Source organism: Thermococcus profundus (genome assembly GCF_002214585.1).
GTDB classification, from domain to species: domain Archaea; phylum Methanobacteriota_B; class Thermococci; order Thermococcales; family Thermococcaceae; genus Thermococcus; species Thermococcus profundus.
Genome location: NZ_CP014862.1, coordinates 1,032,125 through 1,055,047, shown reverse-complemented (window position 1 = coordinate 1,055,047; position 22,923 = coordinate 1,032,125). Strand labels below are relative to the sequence as shown.

Here is a 22,923-nt window from a genome sequence, read left to right as displayed (position 1 = left end):
CCCTATTTGGCAAGTCTTTCAACCATCTCGACGACCTTCGGGACTGCTCCATCCACCTCATCGCTCAGCTCCATTCCAAGATCTATGTCCTTGGCCACAACACCTATAAAGTGGATTTCCACCCCTTTCAGCCTCTCATCGAGCGCCATGAGGAGTTTGAGGCCGTCTATCGCGCCCATGAAGTGGGCGCTCCGGATTTCAGCCTTCAGCTTCTCGAAGACTTCTTCCCCTGAGAAGTGGACTACCTCACCTGGCCTCAGCTTGTCGCTCAGTATGGCGTCTATGATTATGAGCCTCTCCTCTCCCCGGTAGTGGCTGGCCAGGCGGAATATGTCCGTTCCAACCTCAAGGACGTTGTATCCCTTCTCCGCGAGGATTCTGCCGGCTTTGAGACCAACCCCGTCGTCCTTCATCAGCTCGTTTCCGAGGGCTAGGATCAGGGCTCTCATTCTCCCACCGGACATACTTCGAGAGGATACTTTTAAACCCATTGAAAAGCTTAAATACTCAACTAACTATAAAGCATAGTCATGACATCTATAAGTGGGGGGATAAAGATGAAAAAACGGTGGGCAGTCTTCGCCCTGCTCCTGGCCGTAATAGTATTCTCAAGCGGGTGCACGCTTAGAGTGGGTGAGGACAAAAACGAAAGCCGGTTCACCATCCAAGTAGAACCCGAAGGATCGAAGGCAATTGCCGATTGGAAGGCCGTGTCCCTCAGGGTTGCAGAATACTACATATTGCCCAGCAACAGGTCCATTTTCATGACCAAGGAGCGGACTTTAATACTCCTAAAGGCGAGTAATGATGTCGTCAACATGAGCGCCTTTCCCCTGGGGAACAACACTTACCTGATACCCACCTACTCAACAGACACCGGATTCAAAAAGGGTTGGAACCACGTGTCCCTTCTGATACGGTTCAAGAACGGCACCCCCGGCTCCCTCGACCTCCTCTGGAGGGGAAAACCTTCCGAGAGTGTTATGCAGGAGGTACACTTTAGTGTTGAGGAAGTCGAAAACGGGTACCGACTAACTCCAGTTGGCCTCAGCGTGAGCGAGTTCAGCGCCTTTGGAAAGACTTACCGGATACTGATACTTCCACCGGACACACCCTCCAACCTTTCCCTTCCAGATACGGAGGATTACCTGGTCCTCTGGACAAACAAGACGCTCACTGTGCCATTAACTAACACCCGCAAAAGTGGGGACACGATCGTAGTGGTCACGCAACCCATAGCGGCCATCTATGTTGCCTCAAACGAGGGCCTCGCCTTTTTCGACAAGTTGCAGTTCCCGTACGAGGAGTTTGAAAAAGGGTGAGGTCTTTTCTTTTTCGTTTCCAGCTTTAAACTTCGATGCCGCTCACGATCTCCACCTTCTCGTTTTCAGCAGGAGCTTTAAAGTCCTCGTCCATCGTGGTTAAAGAAAAGCCATGCTCGATGCAGGTGGCCAAAATCAGGCATCGTTGGGAAGGAGAGCGTACTTCTCTATCAGCTCGCGTGCGATTTCAGTTGTCCTCCTCGTAGTCTCAACCATACTTCGAAAGTGCGGAGAAGACAAGCCTAAGTTCCTCCGGCAACTTGTCTGGCTTCCGTTTTATGCTCCTTGGGGATCTTCCTGAATAATGCCCATCATCACGTAGACTACTTCACTAAAGACTACTGAGTTTATGTAGAGGATGTTCTCTCCATTAAACAGCTCTGAAAGGAGCCTCTCAGCACGCTCGTTGCCCTTCAAGTATTCAACCAGAACGGAGGTGTCTACCAACGTGTGCCTCATAGTATTCCTCCTTCAGCTCTTCCCACGATTTGTCTGTCTTCAGGATTCCCTTTAGCTTCTTCATCTCTTCCCATAAGGCTTTTCTATTCCTGAGGTACTTTGCCATCTCCTCAACTTCCCGCTTGAACTCCTCTGCGTATTCCTCTGGAACTTCAACTTCAATCACAACTTTCTCCATACCCTCACCATTGGAAATAGGATTGAAAACTTAAAAAAGTTGAGAGGCTAAAGCCTCGCCACGTGAACCGAACAGGAGATGCACGGATCGTATGCTCTAACTACCATCTCCGTGAGGTACTTAAGCCTCTCCGGGTCGTCGCTGTAGTGCTTCTCAGCCATCATTCTCACGTGCTCCTCCATCATGGCTAGGTTGAAGGCCGTCGGTGTGATTATGTCCGCGTAGGAAACCCTTCCGTTCTCGACCTTGAGCGCGTAAACGAGCACTCCACGCGGGGCTTCGGTAGTCGAGACGCCGAACCCGTCCCGTATCTCAACTGTATCCCTCGGCCTTATCGGCCATTTCGCGAGTGCCTCATCGATGAGGTCTATCGCCCTCTCTATGAAGTAGACGAGCTCAAGGGCCTGAGCGAGGTTGTTGGCGAAGGGGTTGGTATCCCTCAGGAGATCTTTGTGACCCTCGTAGAGGTCCTTTGCCCTTCCGTAGAGGAGATCTGAGTTGTTAACAAGGCGCGATATCGCTCCCACCATGAAGGGCTTTTCTCTATAGACGCTGTGCTTGGCGAAGCTGTGCTCGACGACGAACTCCTTTATGTGCTCCCTGTACTCCTCGCTCGGGAACTCCACACCATCCGAGGCCTTGAGGTAGTCGCCGTAGATGCCATAAGCTTCATCCCTCGGTTTGACGGCAATGTGTATAATCGGCCCCTCGACTTCCTCGTACTGCTCAAGCTTTGTGAAGAGCTCGAAGGTGTACTCTGCCTTTGGAAGGGCCTCTTTCAGTTTTTCTTTCATCTTCTCAATCACACTCTTGTCCGGGAGCTTTCCAAAGCCTCCCAAAACCGCGTTCTCCTGATGGATGGCCCTTGAGCCAAGCTCGTCCATCATCCAGCTCCCAAGGTTCTTGAGGTCGAGAGCTATGCGTATCTCCCTCTTGTACTCGTCTATCATGTGGAGCGGCCCGGAGTAGCCCATGTAGTCGGGAAGGACGAGGAGGTAGAGGTGGAGGGCATGGCTCTCTATCATGTCGCCTATGTAGAGAACTTCCCTGAGGGCCTGGATTTCCTCGCGCGGAGTGAAGCCAACTGCTTTCTCTGCCGCCTCAACGGCAGTGAGCTTGTGTGCGGCAGAGCAGAAGGAACATATCCTCGGGTAAACAGACAGGGCTTCGTCGAGTTTCTTGCCGAGGGTTATGGCCTCGAAAAACCTCGGCCCCTCGATAATGTTGAGCTTGACCTCCTTCACTCCACCGTCGCCGACGATGATCTCAACGCCCCCCTTTCCCTCGACCCTCGCTATGTGGTCGACTGTGATCGGGAGATAAACGTTCTTCATTCCTTCACCCCCCCGAATATCTTGTTAACCATCTCCTCGAGCTTCGGGTTGTGCGCGTTGAACATCCTCATCCTCTCCAGGATATCCTCCTTGGTCAGCCCCTTCTCCTTGAAGACCCTGGCGAGGGAGTCGAACCATGCTACATCGTAGTCTATCGCTCCCCTGCACCCGATACAGGCTATTCCATATGCTGGACACCTCGCGTCACAGCCGGCCCTCGTTATCGGGCCGAGGCAGGGCTCGCCCTTCTCGAGGAGTACGCAGGTGTTTCCCCTAAGCCTGCACTCAACGCAGACCGGGTAATCAATGTCCTCGGGCCACGAGCCTATGAGGAGCGTTCCGAGTGTGTAGAGGAGATCCCTCTTCTCCGGCGGACAGCCGTAGACCTTGTAGTCAACTTTGATGTAGTTCTCCACCGGCTCGGCCATCTTTGGCTTGAACTTGACCTTCGCATCACCGTAGACCCTCTCCCACAGTTCTTCCAGCGGTTTGTCCTTCTCCCAGCTCTGGACGCCTCCCTGAACGGCGCAGGAGCCAACGGCAACCACGACCCTGGCGTTCTCGCGGATTTTCTTGACGAGTTCGATCTCTTCCTCGGTTGAAACGCTCCCCTCGATGAGGGCTATATCAACCGGCTCGTCCTCGTAGGAGTCCCTCTCCAGCATGAACCAGCAGGCTACCTCCACGTTCGGGATGAGCTGGAGTATCTCGTCCATCATGGCGAACTGGAGCTGACAGCCGTAGCATGACGTTAGAGCGTAAAACCCGATCCTTATCTTCTCTCCCATCATCACCACCTCAGTCAAGCAGGCCGGGCGTTGATATTATGTCGAAGTATCCGAAGACGGGCCCGTCTTTGCAGACGTACTTGAGACTCGTGCTCGTCCCAACAACACAGTGGCCGCACTTACCTATTCCGCACTTCATCTTCCTCTCCAGCGTCACGAATATGTTCTCGGGCCTGTAACCGTAGTTGATGAGGGACTCGAAGACGGACTTGTACATCCTCGGCGGGCCGCAGATGGCCACCGCGGTCTTCTTCGGGTTGGTGTTTGCCTCGACTATGAAGTTCTGGGGCCTTCCGTGGAGACCCGGCCACTCCGGGTCGCGCGTGACGCTCTGGATTATCTTGACGTTCTCAGCCTCGGCGAGGTCTTTCATGGCTTCGAGTTCCTTGTAGAAGAGGAGATCTTTGCCATACCTGGCAGTGTTGATGAAGGTTATGTTGCCGTACTTCCAGCGGTTGTCCATGGCGTAGAGGAAGACGCTCCTCAGAGGTGCCGTTCCCAAACCAGCGGCGATGAGGAGCAGGTCCATTCCCTCCCACTCATCAACGGGGAAGCCGTTTCCGTAGGGGCCGCGGACGAGGACGGTGTCTCCGGGTTTAAGGCGGTGAACTACGGTGGTCACCCTTCCGGCTTTCCTGATACAGAGCTCGAAAAAGCCCTTCCTCATGGCGGAGGAGCATATGCTTATCGGAACCTCGCCGACGCCGGGGATGGTGAGCTGGACGAACTGTCCGGGCCTGAACGTCCAGTTCTCCGCCAAGTCGGGATCCTCGAAGCGGAACAGGAAGAGCTTTTCGGTCTCGGTGAGCTGATAGACCTTGAGGACTTTGGCCCTGTGGAGTGCGTAGGGGTTCTCCTCGGGCATCATTATCTCTTTTGGAAGGTTAAGGCTCTCGCTCATACGTCATCACCCCTTATCCCGGTCGCGTATGCGAAGCCCCTCTTCGGAATCTCCTCGCTTACCTCGGACGGGCAGGACTTCTCCTCAAGCCCCATGATCGTGCGCAGGTTTTTGACGAAGCTTATGCCAGCTGGACAGAAGTAGGTGCACCTTCCACAGCCAACGCAGTAGCTGAGGCCGAGCTTCTCGTTATAGGAGTTCTTGCAGAGGTAGCGGTTCATGAAGCGGCTCTTCTTGGTGGCCCTGAAGTTGTGGCCGCCAGCCACAAGTCCATGGCTCCTGAGCTGGCAGGAGTCCCAGCGCCTCTCGCGGTAGCCGGTTTCCCCGTCGAGGTTGACTATATCCTGTACCTCGTAGCATCTGCATGTCGGACAGGTGGTGTTGCAGTTGCCGCAGGCGAGGCAGAGCTCACTCTGCTCGTCCCACATCGGGTGCTCCATCTCGAGCTCAAGCAGGTAGCGCAGGTTGCTCCAGTCCTCGTGGTACTTGAAAGCCTGAGCGCGCCTGTTCTCAAATTCGCGGAAGTTGCAGATGTCACGGGTGGTAACTTCCTCGAAGAGCTTGATGTTCTTGTCGACTATCCTGTGGCCTGTTGGGGTTCCCACGCGAACGAGCCATCCATCAGGAAGCTCGTGGAGGAAGAGGTCAAAGCCGTCATCCGCAAAATCTGTCTCGCGGAGGTTGCAGAAGCAGTATTCATCGGGCATGCAGCTTATGCCGATTATTATGCCCTTCTCCCTGCGAACTTTGTAGTACTTGTCCGGAAGTTCGTCGAGGTAGATCGTGTCGAGTATCTTCAGGCCAAAGATGTCGCAGGCGTGGACTCCAAAGATCACGAAGGGCTCAACTTCCTCGATGACTTCCTTATACTCGGCGTTCCTGATGTTGAACTCAAAGAGCTTCTCCCTAGGCTTGAAGAAGAACTTCTTCGGTGGCATTACCGTTCTGTTGTAATTGAACTCGACCTTCTTGACGTCGTCAACTTCCCTGAAATCGTAGAATTTCTCGGAGATCTTAACTGGGGCGTAGAGCTTGCCCCACTCCTTAAGTCTTTCGAGGAAGACATAGGTGTTCTCCTTCGGAAGCTTAACGTACCTCAACCGAACCACCTCCGGTGAACATAAATATACACGTGCTCATATCTATCCCCTCAATTAAGGCTCCGGCGGAGGATAAAAAAGCGTTTTTAAACCCGAAAATTCTAAACCAAAGGTTGAGAAGCGTTCGCCCGGCCTAATTATTCTGGAAATTTCTCTGAGGGAGATTAGAGAACCGGTCGAATTTGGTCGTTGAGACACACATTGGGAACCACAGAAGGGTCTGAGCGGGCTCGGAGGGTGTTCACGTCATCATCCGTGAGCCTTCAGTTTGCTTGCTACTCTTCATCGCCCATCCTATTTTTTGAAGAGAGCTTTTAAAGCTAGTCTTAAAAACCCCCAGCATTAATTCACTGGGGATCGGTATGAAGGCTCCCGACCTTGGTATAAGGATTGGTCTCCATGAGCATGGAAGGATGAACTCCATAGCAGATCTCGGTGTTAAAGTTGGGCACAGAACGCTCATTGAGGGAGACGATGTTAGAACGGGCGTTACCGTGCTTCTGCCTCCGGTGAAGAACCCATTTAAGGAGAAACTCTTCGCCTTTACCTTCGTCATGAACGGCTTCTCAAAGCCGATAGGTTTCATTCAGGTTGACGAACTCGGCTACATCGAAACGCCGATAGCGTTAACCAATACGCTGGGTGTTTACACCGTGGCTAACGCCGTCGTCAGGCACATGATTGACCTTAACCCCGACCTGAAGAGCGTCTCGCCAGTCGTTATGGAGTGCAACGATTCCTACCTCAACGACATCAGGAAGCTGGCAGTTAAGGAGGAACACTACTTCGAGGCCGTTAAGAATGCATCACTCGACTTTAAGGAGGGTGCCGTTGGAGCCGGAACCGGGATGAGCGCCTTCGAGTTCAAAGGCGGCATAGGCTCCTCCTCAAGGGTCGTTGAAATAGGTGGGGAGGAGTACACGGTCGCTTCCCTTGTCCTGGCAAACTTCGGAAGGCGGGAAGACCTGACGATAGCTGGAGTCCCTGTGGGAGAACTCCTGAAGGATTATCCTGGCAGGGGCACCTCCGGTAAGGGCAGCATCTCAATGGTAGTTGCTACCGACGCTCCCCTTACTGCCAGGCAGTTGAAGAGAGTTGCCAAAAGGGCCGTTGTTGGGCTCGCCAGAACCGGTGGCTACGCCTACCACGGGAGCGGGGATGTGGTTCTGGCGTTCTCGACAGCTCAAACTGTCCCTATTGGTAAGGAGCCAGAGTTAGTGAGCTTTCTGCCGGACAACGCCCTTAGCTTCCTGTTCAGGGCCACTGCTGAAGCTACGGAGGAGGCGATAATAAACGCTCTCCTTCAGGCAGAAACCGTTGAGGGAAACGGGCACGTGAGGTACGCACTGCCGGTTGAGAAAGTAGTTGAGATTCTGGAGAAATACGGGAGGATAGAAAGGAATTAAGCTTCTATCTCCTCGTACTTCTTCTTCATCAGCAGGGCGTCCTCCTCGATGTTGGGGCTCTCGCTTATCACTACGCCTTTAACTTTAAACTCCTTCAGGACCTTAAGTAAATCCTCCCAGTTCATATCGCTCTCCCGGAGCGGCAGGTGGTTCTTCTCTCCCTTGGGCCCGTAGTTTATGCCGCTCATGTGGATGTGCATGTTGTCCAAAGCTTCCCTTCCGAGGTGATCCTCCATGTATGAGAGCATCTCGCGCCACTCCTCGGTGCTGTTGCACTCCCCCTTGTTTCTCGCGTGTGCGTGGGCAAAGTCTATCGTTGGAAGAACCATCTCAAGCTCCTCGCTGAGCTTCACTATCTCCTTTAAATCTCCGAACTGGGTGGGCTTTCCGGTCAGTTCAGGCCTCACCCAAACTTTAACTCCCCTGTCCATGAGCTCTTTTTGTATCTCCTTCAGCTCGTTCAAAATCCTCTGGTAGACGCTTTCGGGCGGCTGTTTGAGATAGTAGCCCGCGTGGAATACGACGCTCCACCCCCCTGCTTCATACAGACGCTCCGCGCTCTGGATTATCCTTCTCTTGCTTGCCTCCACCTTCTCCTTCTCCTTGGCGTTGAGGTTGATGTAGTACGGAGCGTGGGCGGTTAGGAGAACGTCGTTCTTCTTGGCAACGTACTTTACCTTCTTAGCCAGTTCCGGCTTCATATTGACCCCGCGAACGAACTCAAGCTCCATGGCGTCCAATCCAAGCTCCCTCACCCATTTTATCCCGTCTATGGTTGAGCGTTTCGGCGTTGAGAGAGGTATCCCCGCGGTTCCGAAGCGCAGGCGGTCAACCTTCAGCATTATCACCACCGTATTTAATTAGGGCATCCTAATTTATAAACTTAGCCCCGCTCAACTCTCTCTCCCAAAATCCTTTCGAGAACTTTTATCTCCCCTGCAAGCTCCCCCTCAATGGAACGGTAATGACTGCGGAGTTTCTTAAGCTCCTCTTCGAGCTCCGAGATCTTTCTTCTGACTTCCAGAGCCAATTCCTCTGATCTCCTGGATGCCGATTTCGCAGACTCAATCTCCCTCCTAACGGTCTCAAGTTGCTCCTTCAGGGTGTTTATCTCCTCAATCTTGGATGGGAGGTTCTTGATAAGCCAGTCGGCGGACTTTTTGGACTTCCCATCAAGGGAGGGATAAACCATTTTCAGGAGTTCCAGGAACTCCTCAGGATACCGCAGGGAATAGGACGTGTCCTCAAGGAAGGGAGAAGCCTCTGGAATGCGCATTCTCTTAAGGGGCTTCTGGAGCTTTGAGGCCTTCGACCTTATCTCGGTCTGGAGGGTTCTGATCCTGACCTGGAGTTCATTTTCCTTCTCCTCCAAAGGTTCCAGCTCCCCCTTTTCGGAAGTTTTCTCTGATCCAAGTCCCTTAGAGTACTCCACTAGGGCTTTGAGTTCCCTTTCGGTCTGAGAGATCCTCCCCCTCAGTTCGTCCATTTCCCTCTTGATCCCCACGATCTTTAGATCGGGAAGTGAGATTTCCCGGAGTTTGAGAGTGTATTCGGTGTAGACCTCACTTAGCTCCTTGAGAAGCCTGTTTACACGGTAGACATCCTTTTTGAAGAGGGCTATCAGATACCGACCATGGCCAACGTGGAGTTTGGAGATCTCCCCCAGCCGCCTCTCAAGCTCCTCAAGCGAGTTTATCCCCCCGAGGATGCGTCTGAGTGCAGAAACGTACGCGTTCCTCTCCCTCAGAGCAATGCTGAGGAGGTGAGGATCAACGTCCTTTGGGGGCTCCTTCCTTTCAAGCTCATCTAACGCCTCAAGGATCTCTCGGATTATCTCCGTGACTCTCTTGAGATAATGGTCTTTTAACTCTTCAAGCTCTTTTTCACGTTGCTTTCTCAGCAACTCGTACTTCCTGATCGCTTCTTCCAGCTTCAAGCTCACCACCACTGGCCCACTCGATGAAGTACTTCCTAATAAACGTCGCGATCATTACGCTGAATATCACGTCGGCAAAGGCCGCCGAGATCTCCATTATGGTCTTGAAAGAGTGGAAGTTTATTACCGAAAGTGCATAACGGCTTGTAACATCCACTATTATCCAGAAAGTAGGCAGTATCAGCAGTCCGGCTATGTTGTACCATATATGATGATCCTTTCTGAGGTATGCCTGAACGATGCGACCTATGAGGATGACAGCTATACCGATTATGATAGTGGTGTTTATTGAGTGGACGTAGAGTATGAACTTTATGAGCCCGGGCTGGGGTATCTCATTCAACAGCTCTTGGGCGTATACGTCTATGTTGGCGTAGGAGTTTATCATGCCGGCTATGATTATGAGGAGGCCCGAGACGCCAAAGATGACCTGAATGAACTCGTTCATAATGGCCTTGAATATCTGAATGCGGAATCCCTTGGTAAAAGCGTAGCCACCGATGAAGAGCAGTATTATGCCCACCACAATGTTTGAGATTATGCTCATGCTCTGGGGGTAGCTGACGGATATGAGCTTTCCAACACCATACAGCAGGAATATCAAACCGGGGATGCCAAGAAAGACCTTTGAAGCCTCCGGGTCGCTGAGGATCTCCTTGATGTAGCGGTAGATAACGTAGTAGGTGGTCTCAATGGTTTCGTTCTGCTTGACAACGACCCTCCTGGAACTCACTATTGGAAGGCGGGAGGAGAGGATCGGGAAGACCTGCTCATCCTCGGCACCGTCGGTGACGGGTATAACGCCATCAGCAGGAAACCTTTCAAGAACCTCGTCGAGCTGCCTGCCGAGCTCCAGGTCGCTTTTAACGCCGACATCGGGGTGGCCGGTTATAAGGGCGACCTCAACGTCCTCAAACTCGCCGCTTTTTTTCAGTTCATCGTAGAGCCTAACCGCGGCGTAGACGACGTTTGCATCACTGTCCTCTGGATCGGCGAGGCTGAGCTTCAACGCGGCGTCTATACACTTGCCCTTACCCACAACCGGACCCTTAACCCCAGCTTTTTTACCGAAGTCATCATCCCTATCGATGGCCAGCACTAAAACCTTCATCACTACCCCCCGCGGGCCTTTTCCAGCACTGATTTCACCTTGTCCTCCATATGGACCTGCCTGTCCCTTCTGTCGTCGACCCTCACCGTTGTTGATACCCTCTCGGCCCCAAGCTTGAACATGAGTTCGTGAGCTTCGCCAATTATCTCAAAGGCCTCCTTCAAAGTCGAAACCTCAATTATCGTTGACATGGGCGTCAGTTGGTATTTAACCCCCCTCCTATCTAAAAACTTTACCACTTCAGCTACGTACCGGCTCAGGCTTTTCTCACCGAGGGGAACCACCACGAACTCCACAATAACCACTTTCGACACCCGACTTAAGTCGTTTCGGCGCATTTTAAACCTTGCGGCAGGTTAACCTAATAAGCGGGAGCGCCCTAAACTAACGTGGGGTGAGAGGATGTACCGCATAAAAGACGAATGGGGTGAGTTCCTCGTCAGGCTCGCGAGGAGGGCCGTTGAGGAATACGTGAGGCACGGGAAGACCATCAAGCCACCTGAAGACACCCCGCCTGAGCTGTGGGAGAAGATGGGCGTCTTCGTCACGCTCAACAACCGTCACGCCCCTCCGCAGACGGCGCTGAGGGGATGCATAGGATTCCCGCTCCCGGTATATCCGCTCGTTGAGGCGACGATAAAGGCTGCTATCTATGCCGCCGTTGATGATCCTCGCTTCCCGCCGGTGAGGGAGAGCGAGCTCGACGACTTAGTTGTAGAGGTCAGCGTCCTAACGCCCCCGGAGCCCATAGAAGGTCCGCCGGAGGAGAGGCCGAAGAAGATCAAGGTCGGCAGGGATGGGCTGATAGTTGAGAAGGGCATCTACTCCGGCCTACTTCTCCCTCAGGTACCGATCGAGTGGGGCTGGGACGAGGAAGAGTTTTTGGCCCAGACATGCTGGAAGGCCGGCCTTCCGCCCGACTGCTGGCTCGATGAGGACACGAAGGTCTACCGCTTTACTGCTGAGGTCTTTGAGGAAGAAAAACCCTGGGGGCCGGTTAGGAGGAAGCCGCTGGTGTGAAGGTTCTGGGGCTAAACTATCACTCTTTTCTTCTCCAGTAATTTTCTGGAAGTAAAACAATTCCAGAAACATTTCTGAAGTCCCTATCAAATGTTGCCAGCCGTCTAATCCCGTTTTGAAACATTGTGGCCAGTATCTTTGCATCATGCGGGAGAAGGCCGTATTTCTCCATCGTGGCCATAGTTAGGTATATGTCTGCATCCCGGAGTACACCCACGCCCTTATCCTCAAGGAGGTTCATAACGAGCTCTATTGCTTCTCTAATGATTTCTTTGCCTTCCGGAGTGGTTATCTTTTCCTTAACGTCAAAGCGATTCCTGATACCATGAAGTGCAAAGAGCTTCCGGATTATTACGTAGATACTCTCATCTATGACGGTTTCGGAGGTCAAAAGAGGGCGGTGTTCAATAACGTTCTCTGCGAGTTTCGTTAGCTCGGTTTCGACAATGAGGTTAACGATCACGCTACTGTCCAGGAACGTCCCTGTATTCCTCAAGGTACTCACAAAGCTCCCTCCAAGTCCCCTTTAGTTGTCTAACTGACTTTCTTGATTTCTTGTGGCTATATCTGGTTCTAAGCAGGTTCGCCAGTGCAAAAATTTCATCCGTTTGAGGGGAATTTACTGTTTCCATATTTATCCCTTCGCTGTATGGAGATTTAACCCTTTCTCAACTTCGCAATGAAGAAGCTGTTGCAGTCATGCCTGTGAGTCCACGCTCTGAAAACTCTCTCCCCAATCTCGAGGAAGCCCCTATCGCCCCAGCTGAAGTCGTAGTTCAGAAGCTCCAACCCAACCTTATTGACCGCGAAGAGGACGTTCTCCTCGTCCTCATCCATCCTGATAGAGCAGGTTGAGTAAGTCATCTCTCCGCCTTCTTTGAGGTTCTCGTAAGCATTGCGGAGCATGTTCCTCTGGACGCTGATTATCTTCCTGATTTTGGCGTCGTCGAAGCGCCACTTCACCTCCGGGAACTGACGGTAGGTTCCGGAGCTTGAGCAGGGCGCATCGAGGATGATTTTGTCGAACTTCCCCTTGTCCTTGAAGCTCTGGCCGTCGGCGTGGACGAAGCGGACGTTCTTAACACCCAGAATTTTCGCCTTCTCCTTCATGCGCATAAGCCTGTCGTAGGAGTAGTCCACCGCTATAATCTCGCCCTTGTTCTCCATGAGCGCAGCGGCGTGGAAGGTCTTTGAGCCTGGGGCGGCGGCCAGATCGAGCAACCTTTCCCCCGGCTCTGGAGAGAGTACGTGGGCTACGTAGGCACTCGCTAAATCCTGGATTACGAACTTACCCTCTTTGTACCAGTCCAGCCTCGTAACGGGCGTTTTGTACTCGAGGACTTTGAGAACGTCCGGAACTGGGGTTAATGCAGTTCTAACCCCCTTCTCCTCAAGGTAGTCGCGGAGGGAATCAACATCTGTCTTTAGAGTGTTCGCCCTAACGTAGTACCTCTGCGGCCTGTTGTTGCTTAGGAGGAGCCTCACCGCTTCTTCGTAGCCGAAGAGGCCTATAACGTATTCCACATACCATCGAGGATGGGAGAAGCGGACGGAGAGCCATTCTATCCTATCCCTCTCCTTTAGCCTCTTCAAAGCCTTCTCGACGTCGAACTTTTCTATCGAGTGCATCAAGGCGTTGACGAACTTGGCTTTGGAAAAATCAAACTTCTCCTTGACAACCCTGACTATAGAGTCCGTAGCCACAGCTGGGGGAACTTTGCGGAAATGTATCTCAAAAGTTCCTATTCTGAGAAGGTTGGCGAGGTAAGGATCGAGGTCTTCAACCTTCGAGCCTTTGAGGACGGAGTTGATCATGAAGTCTATTTTAGCCCTCCACTTCTCGATCTCAAAGACGTAGGCATGGGCTAAGCCTCGAGCCTTCTCTCTGTCTCTCCCTGCTACCCTCCTGAAGACCCTCTCCAAGGCGTGCTTCGATGACAGCTCACGCTCTTCCACGAGGCTTAAGGCATCGGCGACCACTTCCTGGAAGCTCACTCGGTAAAACAGCTCCATGCTCGCTCCTCTGAAAGGTGGCTTAAAAAGGTGGCGGTGAATTTATTAGGTTAGAGTTCGTATTGAGTGCGGTGGGAGCATGGAGGAGATAGACCGCATGGTGTTCAACTTCCCCCTCTTCAAGGACTATCACGAAAAGGAGCGGTTCCTCAAGGTAGTTGGTCTCCTGGTGAGTCACCAGGTAACCTTTGAGAAAGCCGCTCAACTGCTCGGAATGAAGATGGAAGAGCTAGCATTCCTCCTCGACAAACTTGGCGTTGAATATTCGCTTCTCGATGAAGAGGAGGCAGAACTTGAGATTGAGGAACTGAAAAAAGTAAAGGAGGAGCTGGGAGTTAGCGGTTATCATTTCGGTGATGGAAGATGATCCTCGATACTGACTATATCACCGAGGATGGAAAGCCCGTCATACGGATTTTCAAGAAGGAAAACGGCGAGTTCAAGATTGACTACGACCGGACTTTTGAGCCCTACATCTATGCCCTCCTGAAGGACGACTCTGCTATTGATGAAGTCAAGAAGATAACCGCCGAGAGACACGGGACTGTAGTGAAGGTCAAGCGTGCCGAGAAAGTGGAGAAGAAGTTTCTCGGCAGGCCGGCTGAGGTCTGGAAGCTCTACTTCACCCACCCGCAGGACGTTCCGGCGATAAGGGATAAGATAAGGAAGCATCCAGTTGTCATCGACATCTACGAGTACGACATACCCTTCGCAAAGAGGTACCTCATCGACAAGGGCTTAATCCCAATGGAAGGTGACGAGGAGCTTAAGATGCTCGCCTTCGACATCGAGACGCTCTACCACGAGGGCGAGGAGTTCGCCGAGGGGCCCATTCTAATGATAAGCTACGCCGACGAGGAAGGGGCGAGGGTTATAACCTGGAAGAAGATCAACCTCCCCTACGTTGACGCCGTCTCAACCGAGAAGGAGATGATAAAGCGCTTCCTCCGCGTTGTGAAGGAGAAGGACCCCGACGTGCTCATAACCTACAACGGCGACAACTTTGACTTCGCCTACCTGAAGAAGCGCTCTGAAAAGCTCGGGCTGAACTTCATCCTTGGAAGGGATGGGAGCGAGCCGAAAATCCAGAGAATGGGCGACCGCTTCGCCGTCGAGGTGAAGGGGAGGATACACTTTGACCTCTATCCCGTGATAAGAAGAACGATAAACCTGCCCACTTATACGCTTGAGGCAGTCTACGAGGCCATCTTTGGAAAGCCGAAGGAGAAGGTTTACGCTGAGGAGATAGCTACCGCCTGGGAAACCAACGAGGGACTTGAGAGGGTCGCTCGCTACTCAATGGAGGACGCGAAGGTTACCTACGAGCTCGGAAAGGAGTTCTTTCCGATGGAGGCACAGCTTTCCCGGCTGGTCGGCCAGAGCTTCTGGGACGTCGCGCGCTCAAGTACGGGCAATCTGGTCGAGTGGTTCCTCCTGAGAAAGGCCTACGAGCGGAACGAGCTGGCCCCGAACAAGCCCTCTGGAAGGGAGTACGATGAGAGGCGCGGTGGATACGCGGGCGGCTACGTCAAGGAACCAGAGAGGGGCCTGTGGGAGAACATAGTCTATTTGGACTTCCGCTCACTGTATCCCTCTATCATAATCACTCACAACGTTTCACCCGACACTCTAAACCGCGAGGGTTGCAGGGAGTATGACACCGCTCCTCAGGTTGGTCATCGCTTCTGCAAGGACTTTCCAGGTTTTATCCCAAGCCTCCTCGGAGACCTGCTCGAGGAGAGACAAAAGATAAAGAGGAAGATGAAGGTGACAATTGACCCAATCGAGAAGAAGCTCCTCGATTACAGGCAGCGGGCGATTAAAATCCTGGCAAACAGCTTTTACGGTTACTATGGCTATGCAAGAGCTCGCTGGTACTGCAAGGAGTGTGCCGAGAGCGTCACTGCCTGGGGAAGGGAGTACATAACGATGACCATTGGAGAAATAGAGGAAAAATACGGATTTAAAGTCCTATATGCGGATACTGATGGCTTCTTTTCCACAATCCCCGGGGCTGACGCCGAAACTGTCAAAAAGAAGGCGATGGAATTTCTTAAGGATATCAACTCCAAACTCCCTGGAGCTCTTGAGCTTGAGTACGAAGGCTTCTACAAGCGCGGTTTCTTCGTCACCAAGAAGAAGTACGCTTTAATAGACGAGGAAGGCAAGATAACGACGCGTGGACTTGAAATCGTGAGGCGTGACTGGAGCGAGATAGCCAAGGAGACGCAGGCGAGAGTTTTGGAGGCCCTTCTGAAGGACGGTAACGTTGAGGAGGCCGTGAGCATTGTTAAAGAAGTTACCGAAAAGCTTAGCAAGTACGAGGTTCCTCCGGAGAAGCTCGTTATCCACGAGCAGATAACGAGGGATCTAAAGGACTACAAGGCCACCGGCCCGCACGTGGCCATAGCGAAGAGGTTGGCAGCGAAGGGAATTAAAATCCGGCCAGGGACGGTCATCAGCTACATCGTGCTCAAGGGCTCTGGAAGGATAGGCGACAGGGCGATTCCCTTCGACGAGTTCGACCCGACGAAACACAAGTACGACGCCGATTACTACATCGAAAACCAGGTTCTCCCTGCGGTGGAGAGGATTCTGAAGGCCTTTGGCTACCGGGCTGAGGATTTACGCTACCAGAAGACGAGGCAGGTTGGGCTTGGGGCTTGGTTAAAGCCGAAGGGGAAGGGGTGAAATTCAAGTCTTCAAGTGAACCCAGTACTGGTGTTTTCCTTTCCGTTTGATTTTAATTTCTCTCCCGGTCTTTGCTACTCTGGAGTATTTCAAGGATTCGTTGAGTGGCCAAAACCCTTTTATCCTCGCAATACAAAATGTATTTCGAGGTGTATCACATGGCGGTCATAACCGTTAGGGTTCCCGACGAGTTGAAGCTCAAGATGCGGGAGCTTAACATAAACTGGAGTAAGGAGATAAGGGAGTTCATACGAAAAAGAATAGACGAAGAGGAGCGGAGGAAAAAGATAGATGAGGCGATGGAAATACTGAAGCGCACTCCCGTCTCGGTTGAAAAGGGCTTTGGGGCAAAATCCGTGAGGGATGACCGTGATAGTCGCTGATGCATCCGTTCTCATCAAAGTCCTCCTCAAAGAACCCGGCTGGGAGGAAATAGGTCTTGGGACGGACACGGCAACCTTGGACTACGCGCTCGTCGAAGGAATGAACGCCATCTGGAAGGCCGTCAGAAGGAACAGAATAACGGAGGAGAACGCCAAAAGCCTTGTAACGGTTCTGAGGCTCCTAGGGGAGGGGATGCTCCTGTTCCGGGCTGAGAACTTCTTCGAGCGGGGCCTTGAGATAGCCCTTAAGGAGGGCATCACGATTTACGATGCCCTCTACATAGCCCTGGCTGAGGCCCTCAATGCAGAACTCCACACTGCTGATGAGAAACAGTACTATGCAGCTCGGAATTACGTAAAGGCGAAGCTGGCGAGGTAGGCCTCATCAGGACTTCAAGTTCACTTTTTTTGTCCGTAAATTTACAGATTCGAATATCTAACCATTCCCCTCAATCTCCCCCATCACATCAAGAATCCCCTCAACTGATGGCACCTCAAAGCCCCGCTCGTGGATTCTTCTAACTCCCCCTGCTTCCGGGTTGATCCAGACGGCCCACATTCCTGCCCTTAGAGCTCCCTCGAAGTCCTCCTCCTTCGTGTCGCCGATGTGAACTGCTTCCTCCGGCCTCACACCGAAAACCTCGAGCGGTTTCTCGAACATCTCTTTCATAGGCTTATACGCCAGAACCTCGTCGGCAAAGAAGGTCCTGTCTATGTAGTCCATCAGCCCAAAGCGTTCGAGAAGGAGGCGCGTGTACGAGCCGGGCCAGAACATCACGTTCCCTGTGACAGTTACATTGAGGTCTTTCTTTTTAACTCCCTTAAGAGCTTCCTTCGCTCCCGGGAGCACTATCTCGTCCCCGACCTTCATAACCGCCCTTGCCGCGGCCCTCTTGACGAGCTCAACGTCGATTCCAAGGAGCTCCGCCAAAAGCTCCTGGCTCTCCTCCAGAGCCCTGGCAGGGTCGCCGGCAGTTTCGGCCCTCATCCGCTTTATTCTCTCTCTGGTGAGCATCATGCCCTCCACGACGTCCACTATGCAGGCTCCCATCAGCTTGGAGAGCTCAACCGCCATCGCGTCGAGCATGACGTTTATGTCGAGGAGCGTGTTCCAGACGTCGAATGAGGCCAGCTTCATGAGAACCACCAGGGAATAGTGAGAATAAGGAATATAAAAATTCACGGTTCAGAGGCTATGTAGATCCCTTCCCTCTCGAATGCCTCGAAGACCTTTCCGCCCTCCTTGGTCTTGAGCTCGACGAGGACTTTCGCGGGTGGCTTTTCTACCTCTGCATCGACCTTCCTAGTGCTGAGAACCTGAATGAAAGCATCTCCAAGCCTCTCGAACTCAAAGACGAGGGCATCCTCCTCCCATCTGTAGCCGCGGTAAGAAACGCCCCCCATTTTAAAGGTGACTTCCAGAACGATTTTCATCAACATTCCTCCATATCTTTCTTCGAAGTACCTTCTCGCAGGGGGTTAAAAAGGTTGGCAGAAGAAAGATGAAATCTCAAACCTTCTTCAGCTTCACTACTTGCTTCGCGAACTCCTCAAGAACTTCTTTCCTCATACCCTCGAAGAACTTTATAGAACCCGCGTAGCTGTGGCCGCCGCCCTCGACGCCCGCGCTCGGCAGGGCCTCCTGGAGCTTAGGGATTATCTCGTTGAGGTCGAAGTTATAAGCTGCCATTCCGTCCGCTGCCCTAACCACCGCGAAGTCGGGTCCGTAGGCGAGGGTAAGTATCGGAGCGTCCTCGCCGTACTTCTCCTTAAAGTGGTCGTGGATTAATCCCGAGAGCTTGCCCGGGGATGGATAGCTAAACTTCGGAGCAAAGAGCTCTATGTCTATCGTGTTGAACCTTATGCCGTTCGGCAGGACGACGCTCTTGACGTGCGGCAGGGAAGCCCTCAGAGCCTTCTCCTGCTTCTCCTTGACCTCTGGATAGACCGCGTTGATGAGCTCGCGGTGCCTCTGCAGGTTGCCAGTGAGGAGGAGTATCTCGTCGATTATGCCATGTCCGTCCATGAACTTCCAGAAGTAGGCCTCGTGGTCGATAACTTCGGCTATCTTCTTCAGATCCTCCTCGTCGAGGCCTTTAGCTTTCTTCGCTATCTCAAGGTACTGGTAGAACTCCGGAGCCTTGCTCCTGTCGCCGGTTCCGGCTATTGCCGGGAGGTGCTTTATCTTGTTCTCAACTTCGGGGTTGATGAACCTCGCAACCTCGGTAGCGAGCATTCCAGCGGTTAGCTCGTAGTAGCCGCGCTTGACGTGGTGCGGATTGACGTGAACGTCGACGTAATCGTCCACCTTGGCCTTGTCCTCGCTCACCCACTCCCTTGGATCGTGGTGGTCTATGACCACTATCGGGACGCCGTAAGCCCTTATGCGCTTATAGGCAGGGATGTCCTCGCTGGTTCCGCCGTTGTCCACTATCACCACCAGCGGAAGCGGGTCGCCGAACTTTTCGTGATCCTCGACCATGAAGATTATGTCCTTGAGGACATCCTCAAGCTCGTAGAAGGGTGCCCTGCTCGGCCTCCTCTTGAAGAGCTTCCACCGTGCTCCAGGATCCGGCGAAACCTTCTCGATGAGCGGGACTATGGCGTATTCCAACGCGAGGCCGGAGGTGTAGCCGTCCGTGTCTGCGTGGTGCCTGAGGAGTATCGGCCTGCCTTCAAGGATAGCGCGCCTTATCATGAATGCCGCCTTCATTATCTTCGGCTTGAGCTTCTCAAGAACCTCGCTCTCCACCAAGAAGCCAACGTCCTCGGGCTGTGCCCTCCTGTCGAGTTCGGCCTCTATCTGCTGCTTCACTCTCGCCGCATCCGGGCCCCAGAGCCTCGCCATGTCGCTCGCTTCGATCTGGATCTCCCCCGCGTGGAAGGCCACCTTACCGATTACCTCCACGATGTCGCCGACGTTGATGTTCGGATAGGCCCTAACCCCCGGGGCCTCAAAGGCGGCAACCCATGTTATCCCGGTTCCGTCGGTTATGGTGAAAACAGTCGGCCCACCGGTGACCTGTATCTGTGTAACCCTTCCCTGGAGCCGGACGGTTTCACCCGCCATGTCCTTGGTGAGCTCCCCTATCGGGGTAACGGGTATCTCCTTCCTCACGACGACGGTCTTGTAGTTTCTGAGGGCGGATTCAACGAGGTCGACCTCGCGCTTGTCGGGTCTGACGTCGAGAACCTGAACGAGTATCTCCTCTCCGGGCTTGTACTCCCTGCCGCCGAGAAGGTCTTTCCGCTTGATGAGGCCCGTGACATGTGGGTTGAGCTTTACAAACACTCCAAAGCGCTCGACGCGGTCTATGGTCCCTCTGTAAACGTTGCCAACCTCAACATCTTCATAATCGCACGTTTTGTCGAGAATGTAAACCACCTTGTACTTCCTGAGGCAGTCAGGACAGACCCACGTCGTCTCCATGCCGGGCTCCCAGGGCCCCTTGATTTTCCCGCAGATGTCGCAGGCCAGAACCCTGCCAGTCCCGCCGCATGTGGGGCAGGTGTCGTAGACCGGAACCGTCCCCTTACCGTGGCATTCAGGACAGGGAACCTCGTCAACTTCATCTTCAACGCCGAGGTAATCCAGGTTTCTGTAACCTTTCAGCTTGTCCCCGATCTTGAAGTCAGCTGGAACGTAGCCCCACCCATTGCACACCGGGCATTCCTTCTCGCCGACCTTGACTTTTCCAGTACCGTGGCACTCGGGACACTCTTTTACTACCATCTCTCTCACCCGCGGTAGGTTCACACCTCTGTTTAAAAACGTTAGTCGGGCTTCCCCTCCAGCTCGGGGTGTCGTCTTTACGGTTGATACAAAGTCACGAACGGAAATTACGTTCGTAGTTCGAACCTACACATGGTTCTACACAAAGAACTTAAAAGATCCCAAGGGGCGAAGGTTATTGTGGTAGAACCTCCAAGGAACTCACGTAAATTGTGGATATTATCCAGGAGGGGATGTTCGTGAAATTCAGACAGAAGCTCTACACTGCACTTCTCGGCACCGTCCTGCTGATAATCTTGATAATGGCAATTGCCCAATTCAGGACCGTCAACACGATGGGGCACGAGATAGAGAGGGAGGTTAGTCCAACCCTGACAGACCACGCCAAGCAGTTGGCCCTGCTCGAAAGTGAGAAGTATGCTTTAGCGATAGACGAGAAGTTGAGACCCCTCAGCCTTCTGGGAAATGCCTACGCCGACTCCGTCGGATCGCTCTACGTTAATGAGGAGTTCAACCCCATGTATTCTCAGGGGAGCGTTTTCAAGAGCACTGTGATCTCAAAGATGAAGGAGCTAAAGGAGTCCGATGAGGCCATAATAAACGCCTACTACCTCGACAGTCTTGGAAGGGTCTTCATATATCCCCCCGCTGAGCTCCCAGATGGGTACAACGCCACGAACTCTCCACTCTACAAGGATGCCATCTCAAACGGCGCCACGTGGGTGGGCCCGTACAGGGATGAAGTAACCGGAAAAGTGGTCATTACCTACGTCACGCCCGTTGAATATAAGGGGAAAATAAAGGGGGTTCTCGGTATAGACGTTGATTTTTCAAGCATCTCGGAGGAGATGCTGAAGACCAGAGTTGGAAAAACCGGCTATCTCTTCGCCGTTGCCCCCAACGGATCCGTTGTTCTCCATCCCGACGAAAACCTCGTTGGAAAGCTCAACGTGTTTGAAGACGAAAGGTACTCCTCCCTTGAGAACTCCCTCAGATCCTCAGACAGCGGCGTTTTTGAAATGAACCTAAATGGCAAAGACATGGTGGTCTCCTTCTCCAAGACCAAGACCCTGGGCTGGGCCGTCGTTGCCGTGGCCCCAAAGAACGAGCTTATAAGCGGACTCGTTAACGCCCTGGAGGGAGCCAAGAAAGATGCCTCGAAGAACACTTTCTACGGGACGGCAATGGCCACGGCCCTCGCGGTGGGCCTTGTTCTCCTCAGCGTAAGGTACCTCAAGCGCGCCCTTCGCCCGCTGGAGAAGCTCACCGCGGCCGCGGGCTACATAGCCGAGGGCAAGCTGGAGAAGGCGCGGGAGGAAGTCAGGGCAATAGACTACCCCCACCGCGACGATGAGATCGGGAAGCTCATCACGGCCTTCGAGGAGATATCTCGCGAGGTTATAGGAACGCTCAACGGAGTTATATCCAAGCTGGAGGCCATAGCGGCGGGAAGGCTGGACTATTCGATAAATGAAGAAGCTAAGGGTGATCTCCAGAGCATTATAAACGCCCTCAGAGAAACCTCTTCAAAGATGAAGGCCCTGATCGGCAACATTAAAGAGGTTGGCATGGAGCTTGACCGCAGGGCGGACAGGCTGGCCAGTATAGCTGGAAACGTCACCGAGTCAAGCAATCAGGTGAGTGAGGCCATCGGACAGGTCAGCGTTGAAGCACAGAGACAGCAGGAAAGCATAAACGAGATAACCGAGGGCATGAGAGTCGTTTCGGACACCACAATGAACACTCTCAGGACTATGGAGGAGTTCGAGGAGGCAATAAGGGAAGTCGTTAAGACCGCCACGGAAGGCAAAGTTCGGGGGGATGAGGCAATATCCAAAGTGGAAGGCATAGAGCGCTCTATGAAGTTTATCGAGGAGGCCGTCAACGCGGTAAGCGAGATGAGCAAGCGCATAGGGGAGATAACCCAGGCCATAGGCACCATATCCGAGCAGACCAACTTGCTCGCTTTGAACGCGGCTATTGAAGCGGCTAGAGCTGGAGACGCCGGCAGGGGCTTTGCCGTCGTCGCTCAGGAAATACGCTCCCTGGCAGAGGAGAGCAAAGAGGCCGCGGAGAAGATCGGAGAGATAATCAACGAAATGAACAAAAAGGTTGAGAGGGCAGTACAGGAAACCATGAAGGGAGCCGAAACCGTCTCCGACTCAACGGAAACCCTCAACGAGAGCCTGAGCTACCTCGGACACATAGCGGAGATGATAAGGGAAGTCGGTGAAAGGGTTGCGGAGGTAAGGGAGCAGACCCTCAGCACCCACAGGGAAGTTGAGAGAGCCCTGAAGGCCCTCGAAGAGCTCGCGGCCAGTGCGGAGGAGACGACAGCAAGCGCCGAGGAGGTCAACTCCGCAATGCAGGAGCAGAGGGCAGAGATAGAGCTCTTAAACGCTGAGGCCGTCGAACTCAGGAAAATAGCCAGCGAGCTCCGCGAGAGCGTGGACCAGTTCAGGCTTTGAGTTTTCTGCCTCCCCCTTCTTTCCAGCGATTCTATGGGGGCTCAAGGTTTATAACGTCCCCATCCGATCAGATACCGCGA

The 22,923-nt window shown here is 53.1% G+C and carries 24 protein-coding genes; 8 read left to right on the top strand and 16 right to left on the bottom strand.

What is annotated here, in order from left to right:
- Positions 1 to 2: 2 nt before the first annotated feature.
- Entirely contained in the window at positions 3 to 449 is a 447-nt protein-coding gene (locus tag A3L09_RS05740) for a hydrogenase maturation protease (RefSeq protein ID WP_088858039.1), read from the bottom strand.
- Between the two features lie 108 nt (positions 450 to 557).
- On the opposite strand from A3L09_RS05740, the gene A3L09_RS05735 reads away from it, so the two are divergent.
- Positions 558 to 1,322: a hypothetical protein gene (locus tag A3L09_RS05735; protein WP_088858038.1), complete on the top strand. Its 765-nt coding sequence runs from the start codon at positions 558 to 560 to the stop codon at positions 1,320 to 1,322.
- A gap of 276 nt (positions 1,323 to 1,598) precedes the next feature.
- Here the strand turns inward: A3L09_RS05735 and A3L09_RS11025 are convergent, their stop codons facing one another.
- From A3L09_RS11025 to hydB, 6 genes are read right to left on the bottom strand one after another with little or no spacing between them, the layout of a single operon-like run.
- On the bottom strand, positions 1,599 to 1,781 hold the full coding sequence (locus A3L09_RS11025; protein ID WP_232473482.1) for a PIN domain-containing protein: 183 nt from the start codon (positions 1,779 to 1,781) through the stop codon (positions 1,599 to 1,601).
- The gene (locus A3L09_RS05725; RefSeq protein ID WP_088858037.1) at positions 1,744 to 1,959 is read right to left on the bottom strand and encodes a hypothetical protein; all 216 of its coding nucleotides are present in this window, start codon (positions 1,957 to 1,959) and stop codon (positions 1,744 to 1,746) included. Before A3L09_RS05725 ends, A3L09_RS11025 begins: the two co-directional genes overlap by 38 nt.
- A gap of 47 nt (positions 1,960 to 2,006) precedes the next feature.
- Complete coding sequence (hydA, locus tag A3L09_RS05720) at positions 2,007 to 3,293, bottom strand: NADPH-dependent hydrogenase/sulfhydrogenase 1 subunit alpha (RefSeq protein ID WP_088858036.1); 1,287 nt, start codon at positions 3,291 to 3,293, stop codon at positions 2,007 to 2,009.
- Positions 3,290 to 4,084, bottom strand: a complete 795-nt coding sequence (hydD, locus tag A3L09_RS05715; protein WP_088858035.1) for an NADPH-dependent hydrogenase/sulfhydrogenase 1 subunit delta — start codon at positions 4,082 to 4,084, stop codon at positions 3,290 to 3,292. Before hydD ends, hydA begins: the two co-directional genes overlap by 4 nt.
- A 7-nt stretch (positions 4,085 to 4,091) precedes the next feature.
- Positions 4,092 to 4,982, bottom strand: coding sequence for an NADPH-dependent hydrogenase/sulfhydrogenase 1 subunit gamma (gene hydG, locus A3L09_RS05710; RefSeq protein WP_088858034.1), 891 nt, complete (start codon positions 4,980 to 4,982; stop codon positions 4,092 to 4,094).
- Positions 4,979 to 6,082: an NADPH-dependent hydrogenase/sulfhydrogenase 1 subunit beta gene (hydB, locus tag A3L09_RS05705; protein WP_088858033.1), complete on the bottom strand. Its 1,104-nt coding sequence runs from the start codon at positions 6,080 to 6,082 to the stop codon at positions 4,979 to 4,981. The genes hydG and hydB overlap by 4 nt, the downstream gene beginning before the upstream one ends.
- 362 nt (positions 6,083 to 6,444) lie before the next feature.
- On the opposite strand from hydB, the gene A3L09_RS05700 reads away from it, so the two are divergent.
- Positions 6,445 to 7,488, top strand: coding sequence for a DmpA family aminopeptidase (locus tag A3L09_RS05700; protein WP_088858032.1), 1,044 nt, complete (start codon positions 6,445 to 6,447; stop codon positions 7,486 to 7,488).
- Here the strand turns inward: A3L09_RS05700 and A3L09_RS05695 are convergent.
- Genes A3L09_RS05695 through A3L09_RS05680 form a run of 4 tightly spaced genes read right to left on the bottom strand, consistent with a single transcriptional unit; the run spans position 7,485 to position 10,840 of the window.
- Positions 7,485 to 8,330 (bottom strand): deoxyribonuclease IV, encoded by an 846-nt coding sequence (locus A3L09_RS05695; RefSeq protein WP_088858031.1) that lies wholly within the window; start codon positions 8,328 to 8,330, stop codon positions 7,485 to 7,487. The genes A3L09_RS05700 and A3L09_RS05695 overlap by 4 nt on opposite strands.
- A gap of 41 nt (positions 8,331 to 8,371) precedes the next feature.
- Positions 8,372 to 9,430 (bottom strand): coiled-coil domain-containing protein, encoded by a 1,059-nt coding sequence (locus A3L09_RS05690; RefSeq protein ID WP_232473481.1) that lies wholly within the window; start codon positions 9,428 to 9,430, stop codon positions 8,372 to 8,374.
- Complete coding sequence (locus A3L09_RS05685; protein WP_088858029.1) at positions 9,372 to 10,535, bottom strand: DUF373 family protein; 1,164 nt, start codon at positions 10,533 to 10,535, stop codon at positions 9,372 to 9,374. Before A3L09_RS05685 ends, A3L09_RS05690 begins: the two co-directional genes overlap by 59 nt.
- A gap of 2 nt (positions 10,536 to 10,537) precedes the next feature.
- Positions 10,538 to 10,840, bottom strand: coding sequence for an MTH1187 family thiamine-binding protein (locus A3L09_RS05680; RefSeq protein ID WP_088858028.1), 303 nt, complete (start codon positions 10,838 to 10,840; stop codon positions 10,538 to 10,540).
- Between the two features lie 97 nt (positions 10,841 to 10,937).
- Between A3L09_RS05680 and A3L09_RS05675 the strand changes: the two genes are divergently transcribed.
- A complete protein-coding gene (locus tag A3L09_RS05675; RefSeq protein ID WP_088858027.1) occupies positions 10,938 to 11,555 on the top strand; it encodes a TIGR00296 family protein in 618 nt (205 codons plus the stop codon).
- A gap of 19 nt (positions 11,556 to 11,574) precedes the next feature.
- On the opposite strand, the gene A3L09_RS05670 is transcribed toward A3L09_RS05675, so the two are convergent.
- Together A3L09_RS05670 and A3L09_RS05665 are read right to left on the bottom strand one after the other, a co-directional pair.
- Entirely contained in the window at positions 11,575 to 12,060 is a 486-nt protein-coding gene (locus tag A3L09_RS05670) for a PIN domain-containing protein (protein ID WP_157727205.1), read from the bottom strand.
- A gap of 152 nt (positions 12,061 to 12,212) precedes the next feature.
- Positions 12,213 to 13,568 (bottom strand): RsmB/NOP family class I SAM-dependent RNA methyltransferase, encoded by a 1,356-nt coding sequence (locus A3L09_RS05665; RefSeq protein WP_088858026.1) that lies wholly within the window; start codon positions 13,566 to 13,568, stop codon positions 12,213 to 12,215.
- Positions 13,569 to 13,647: 79 nt separating this feature from the next.
- On the opposite strand from A3L09_RS05665, the gene A3L09_RS05660 reads away from it, so the two are divergent.
- From A3L09_RS05660 to A3L09_RS05645, 4 genes are all read left to right on the top strand, one after another.
- Positions 13,648 to 13,935, top strand: a complete 288-nt coding sequence (locus A3L09_RS05660) for a hypothetical protein (RefSeq protein ID WP_088858025.1) — start codon at positions 13,648 to 13,650, stop codon at positions 13,933 to 13,935.
- A complete protein-coding gene (locus tag A3L09_RS05655) occupies positions 13,932 to 16,259 on the top strand; it encodes a DNA polymerase (RefSeq protein ID WP_088858024.1) in 2,328 nt (775 codons plus the stop codon). Before A3L09_RS05660 ends, A3L09_RS05655 begins: the two co-directional genes overlap by 4 nt.
- Before the next feature lie 158 nt (positions 16,260 to 16,417).
- Positions 16,418 to 16,642 carry a type II toxin-antitoxin system VapB family antitoxin gene (gene vapB, locus A3L09_RS05650; RefSeq protein ID WP_088858023.1) on the top strand — a complete coding sequence of 75 codons (225 nt, stop codon included), beginning with the start codon at positions 16,418 to 16,420 and terminating at the stop codon, positions 16,640 to 16,642.
- A complete protein-coding gene (locus tag A3L09_RS05645; RefSeq protein ID WP_088859001.1) occupies positions 16,629 to 17,021 on the top strand; it encodes a type II toxin-antitoxin system VapC family toxin in 393 nt (130 codons plus the stop codon). The genes vapB and A3L09_RS05645 overlap by 14 nt, the downstream gene beginning before the upstream one ends.
- Positions 17,022 to 17,078: 57 nt before the next feature.
- Here the strand turns inward: A3L09_RS05645 and A3L09_RS05640 are convergent, their stop codons facing one another.
- From A3L09_RS05640 to A3L09_RS05630, 3 genes are all read right to left on the bottom strand, one after another.
- Entirely contained in the window at positions 17,079 to 17,780 is a 702-nt protein-coding gene (locus tag A3L09_RS05640) for an HAD family hydrolase (RefSeq protein ID WP_088858022.1), read from the bottom strand.
- Between the two features lie 41 nt (positions 17,781 to 17,821).
- Positions 17,822 to 18,076: a hypothetical protein gene (locus tag A3L09_RS05635; RefSeq protein WP_088858021.1), complete on the bottom strand. Its 255-nt coding sequence runs from the start codon at positions 18,074 to 18,076 to the stop codon at positions 17,822 to 17,824.
- A gap of 76 nt (positions 18,077 to 18,152) precedes the next feature.
- A complete protein-coding gene (locus A3L09_RS05630) occupies positions 18,153 to 20,375 on the bottom strand; it encodes a DHH family phosphoesterase (RefSeq protein ID WP_088858020.1) in 2,223 nt (740 codons plus the stop codon).
- A 239-nt stretch (positions 20,376 to 20,614) separates the two neighbouring features.
- On the opposite strand from A3L09_RS05630, the gene A3L09_RS05625 reads away from it, so the two are divergent.
- The gene (locus tag A3L09_RS05625) at positions 20,615 to 22,843 is read left to right on the top strand and encodes a methyl-accepting chemotaxis protein (protein ID WP_198362251.1); all 2,229 of its coding nucleotides are present in this window, start codon (positions 20,615 to 20,617) and stop codon (positions 22,841 to 22,843) included.
- Positions 22,844 to 22,923: the final 80 nt, after the last annotated feature.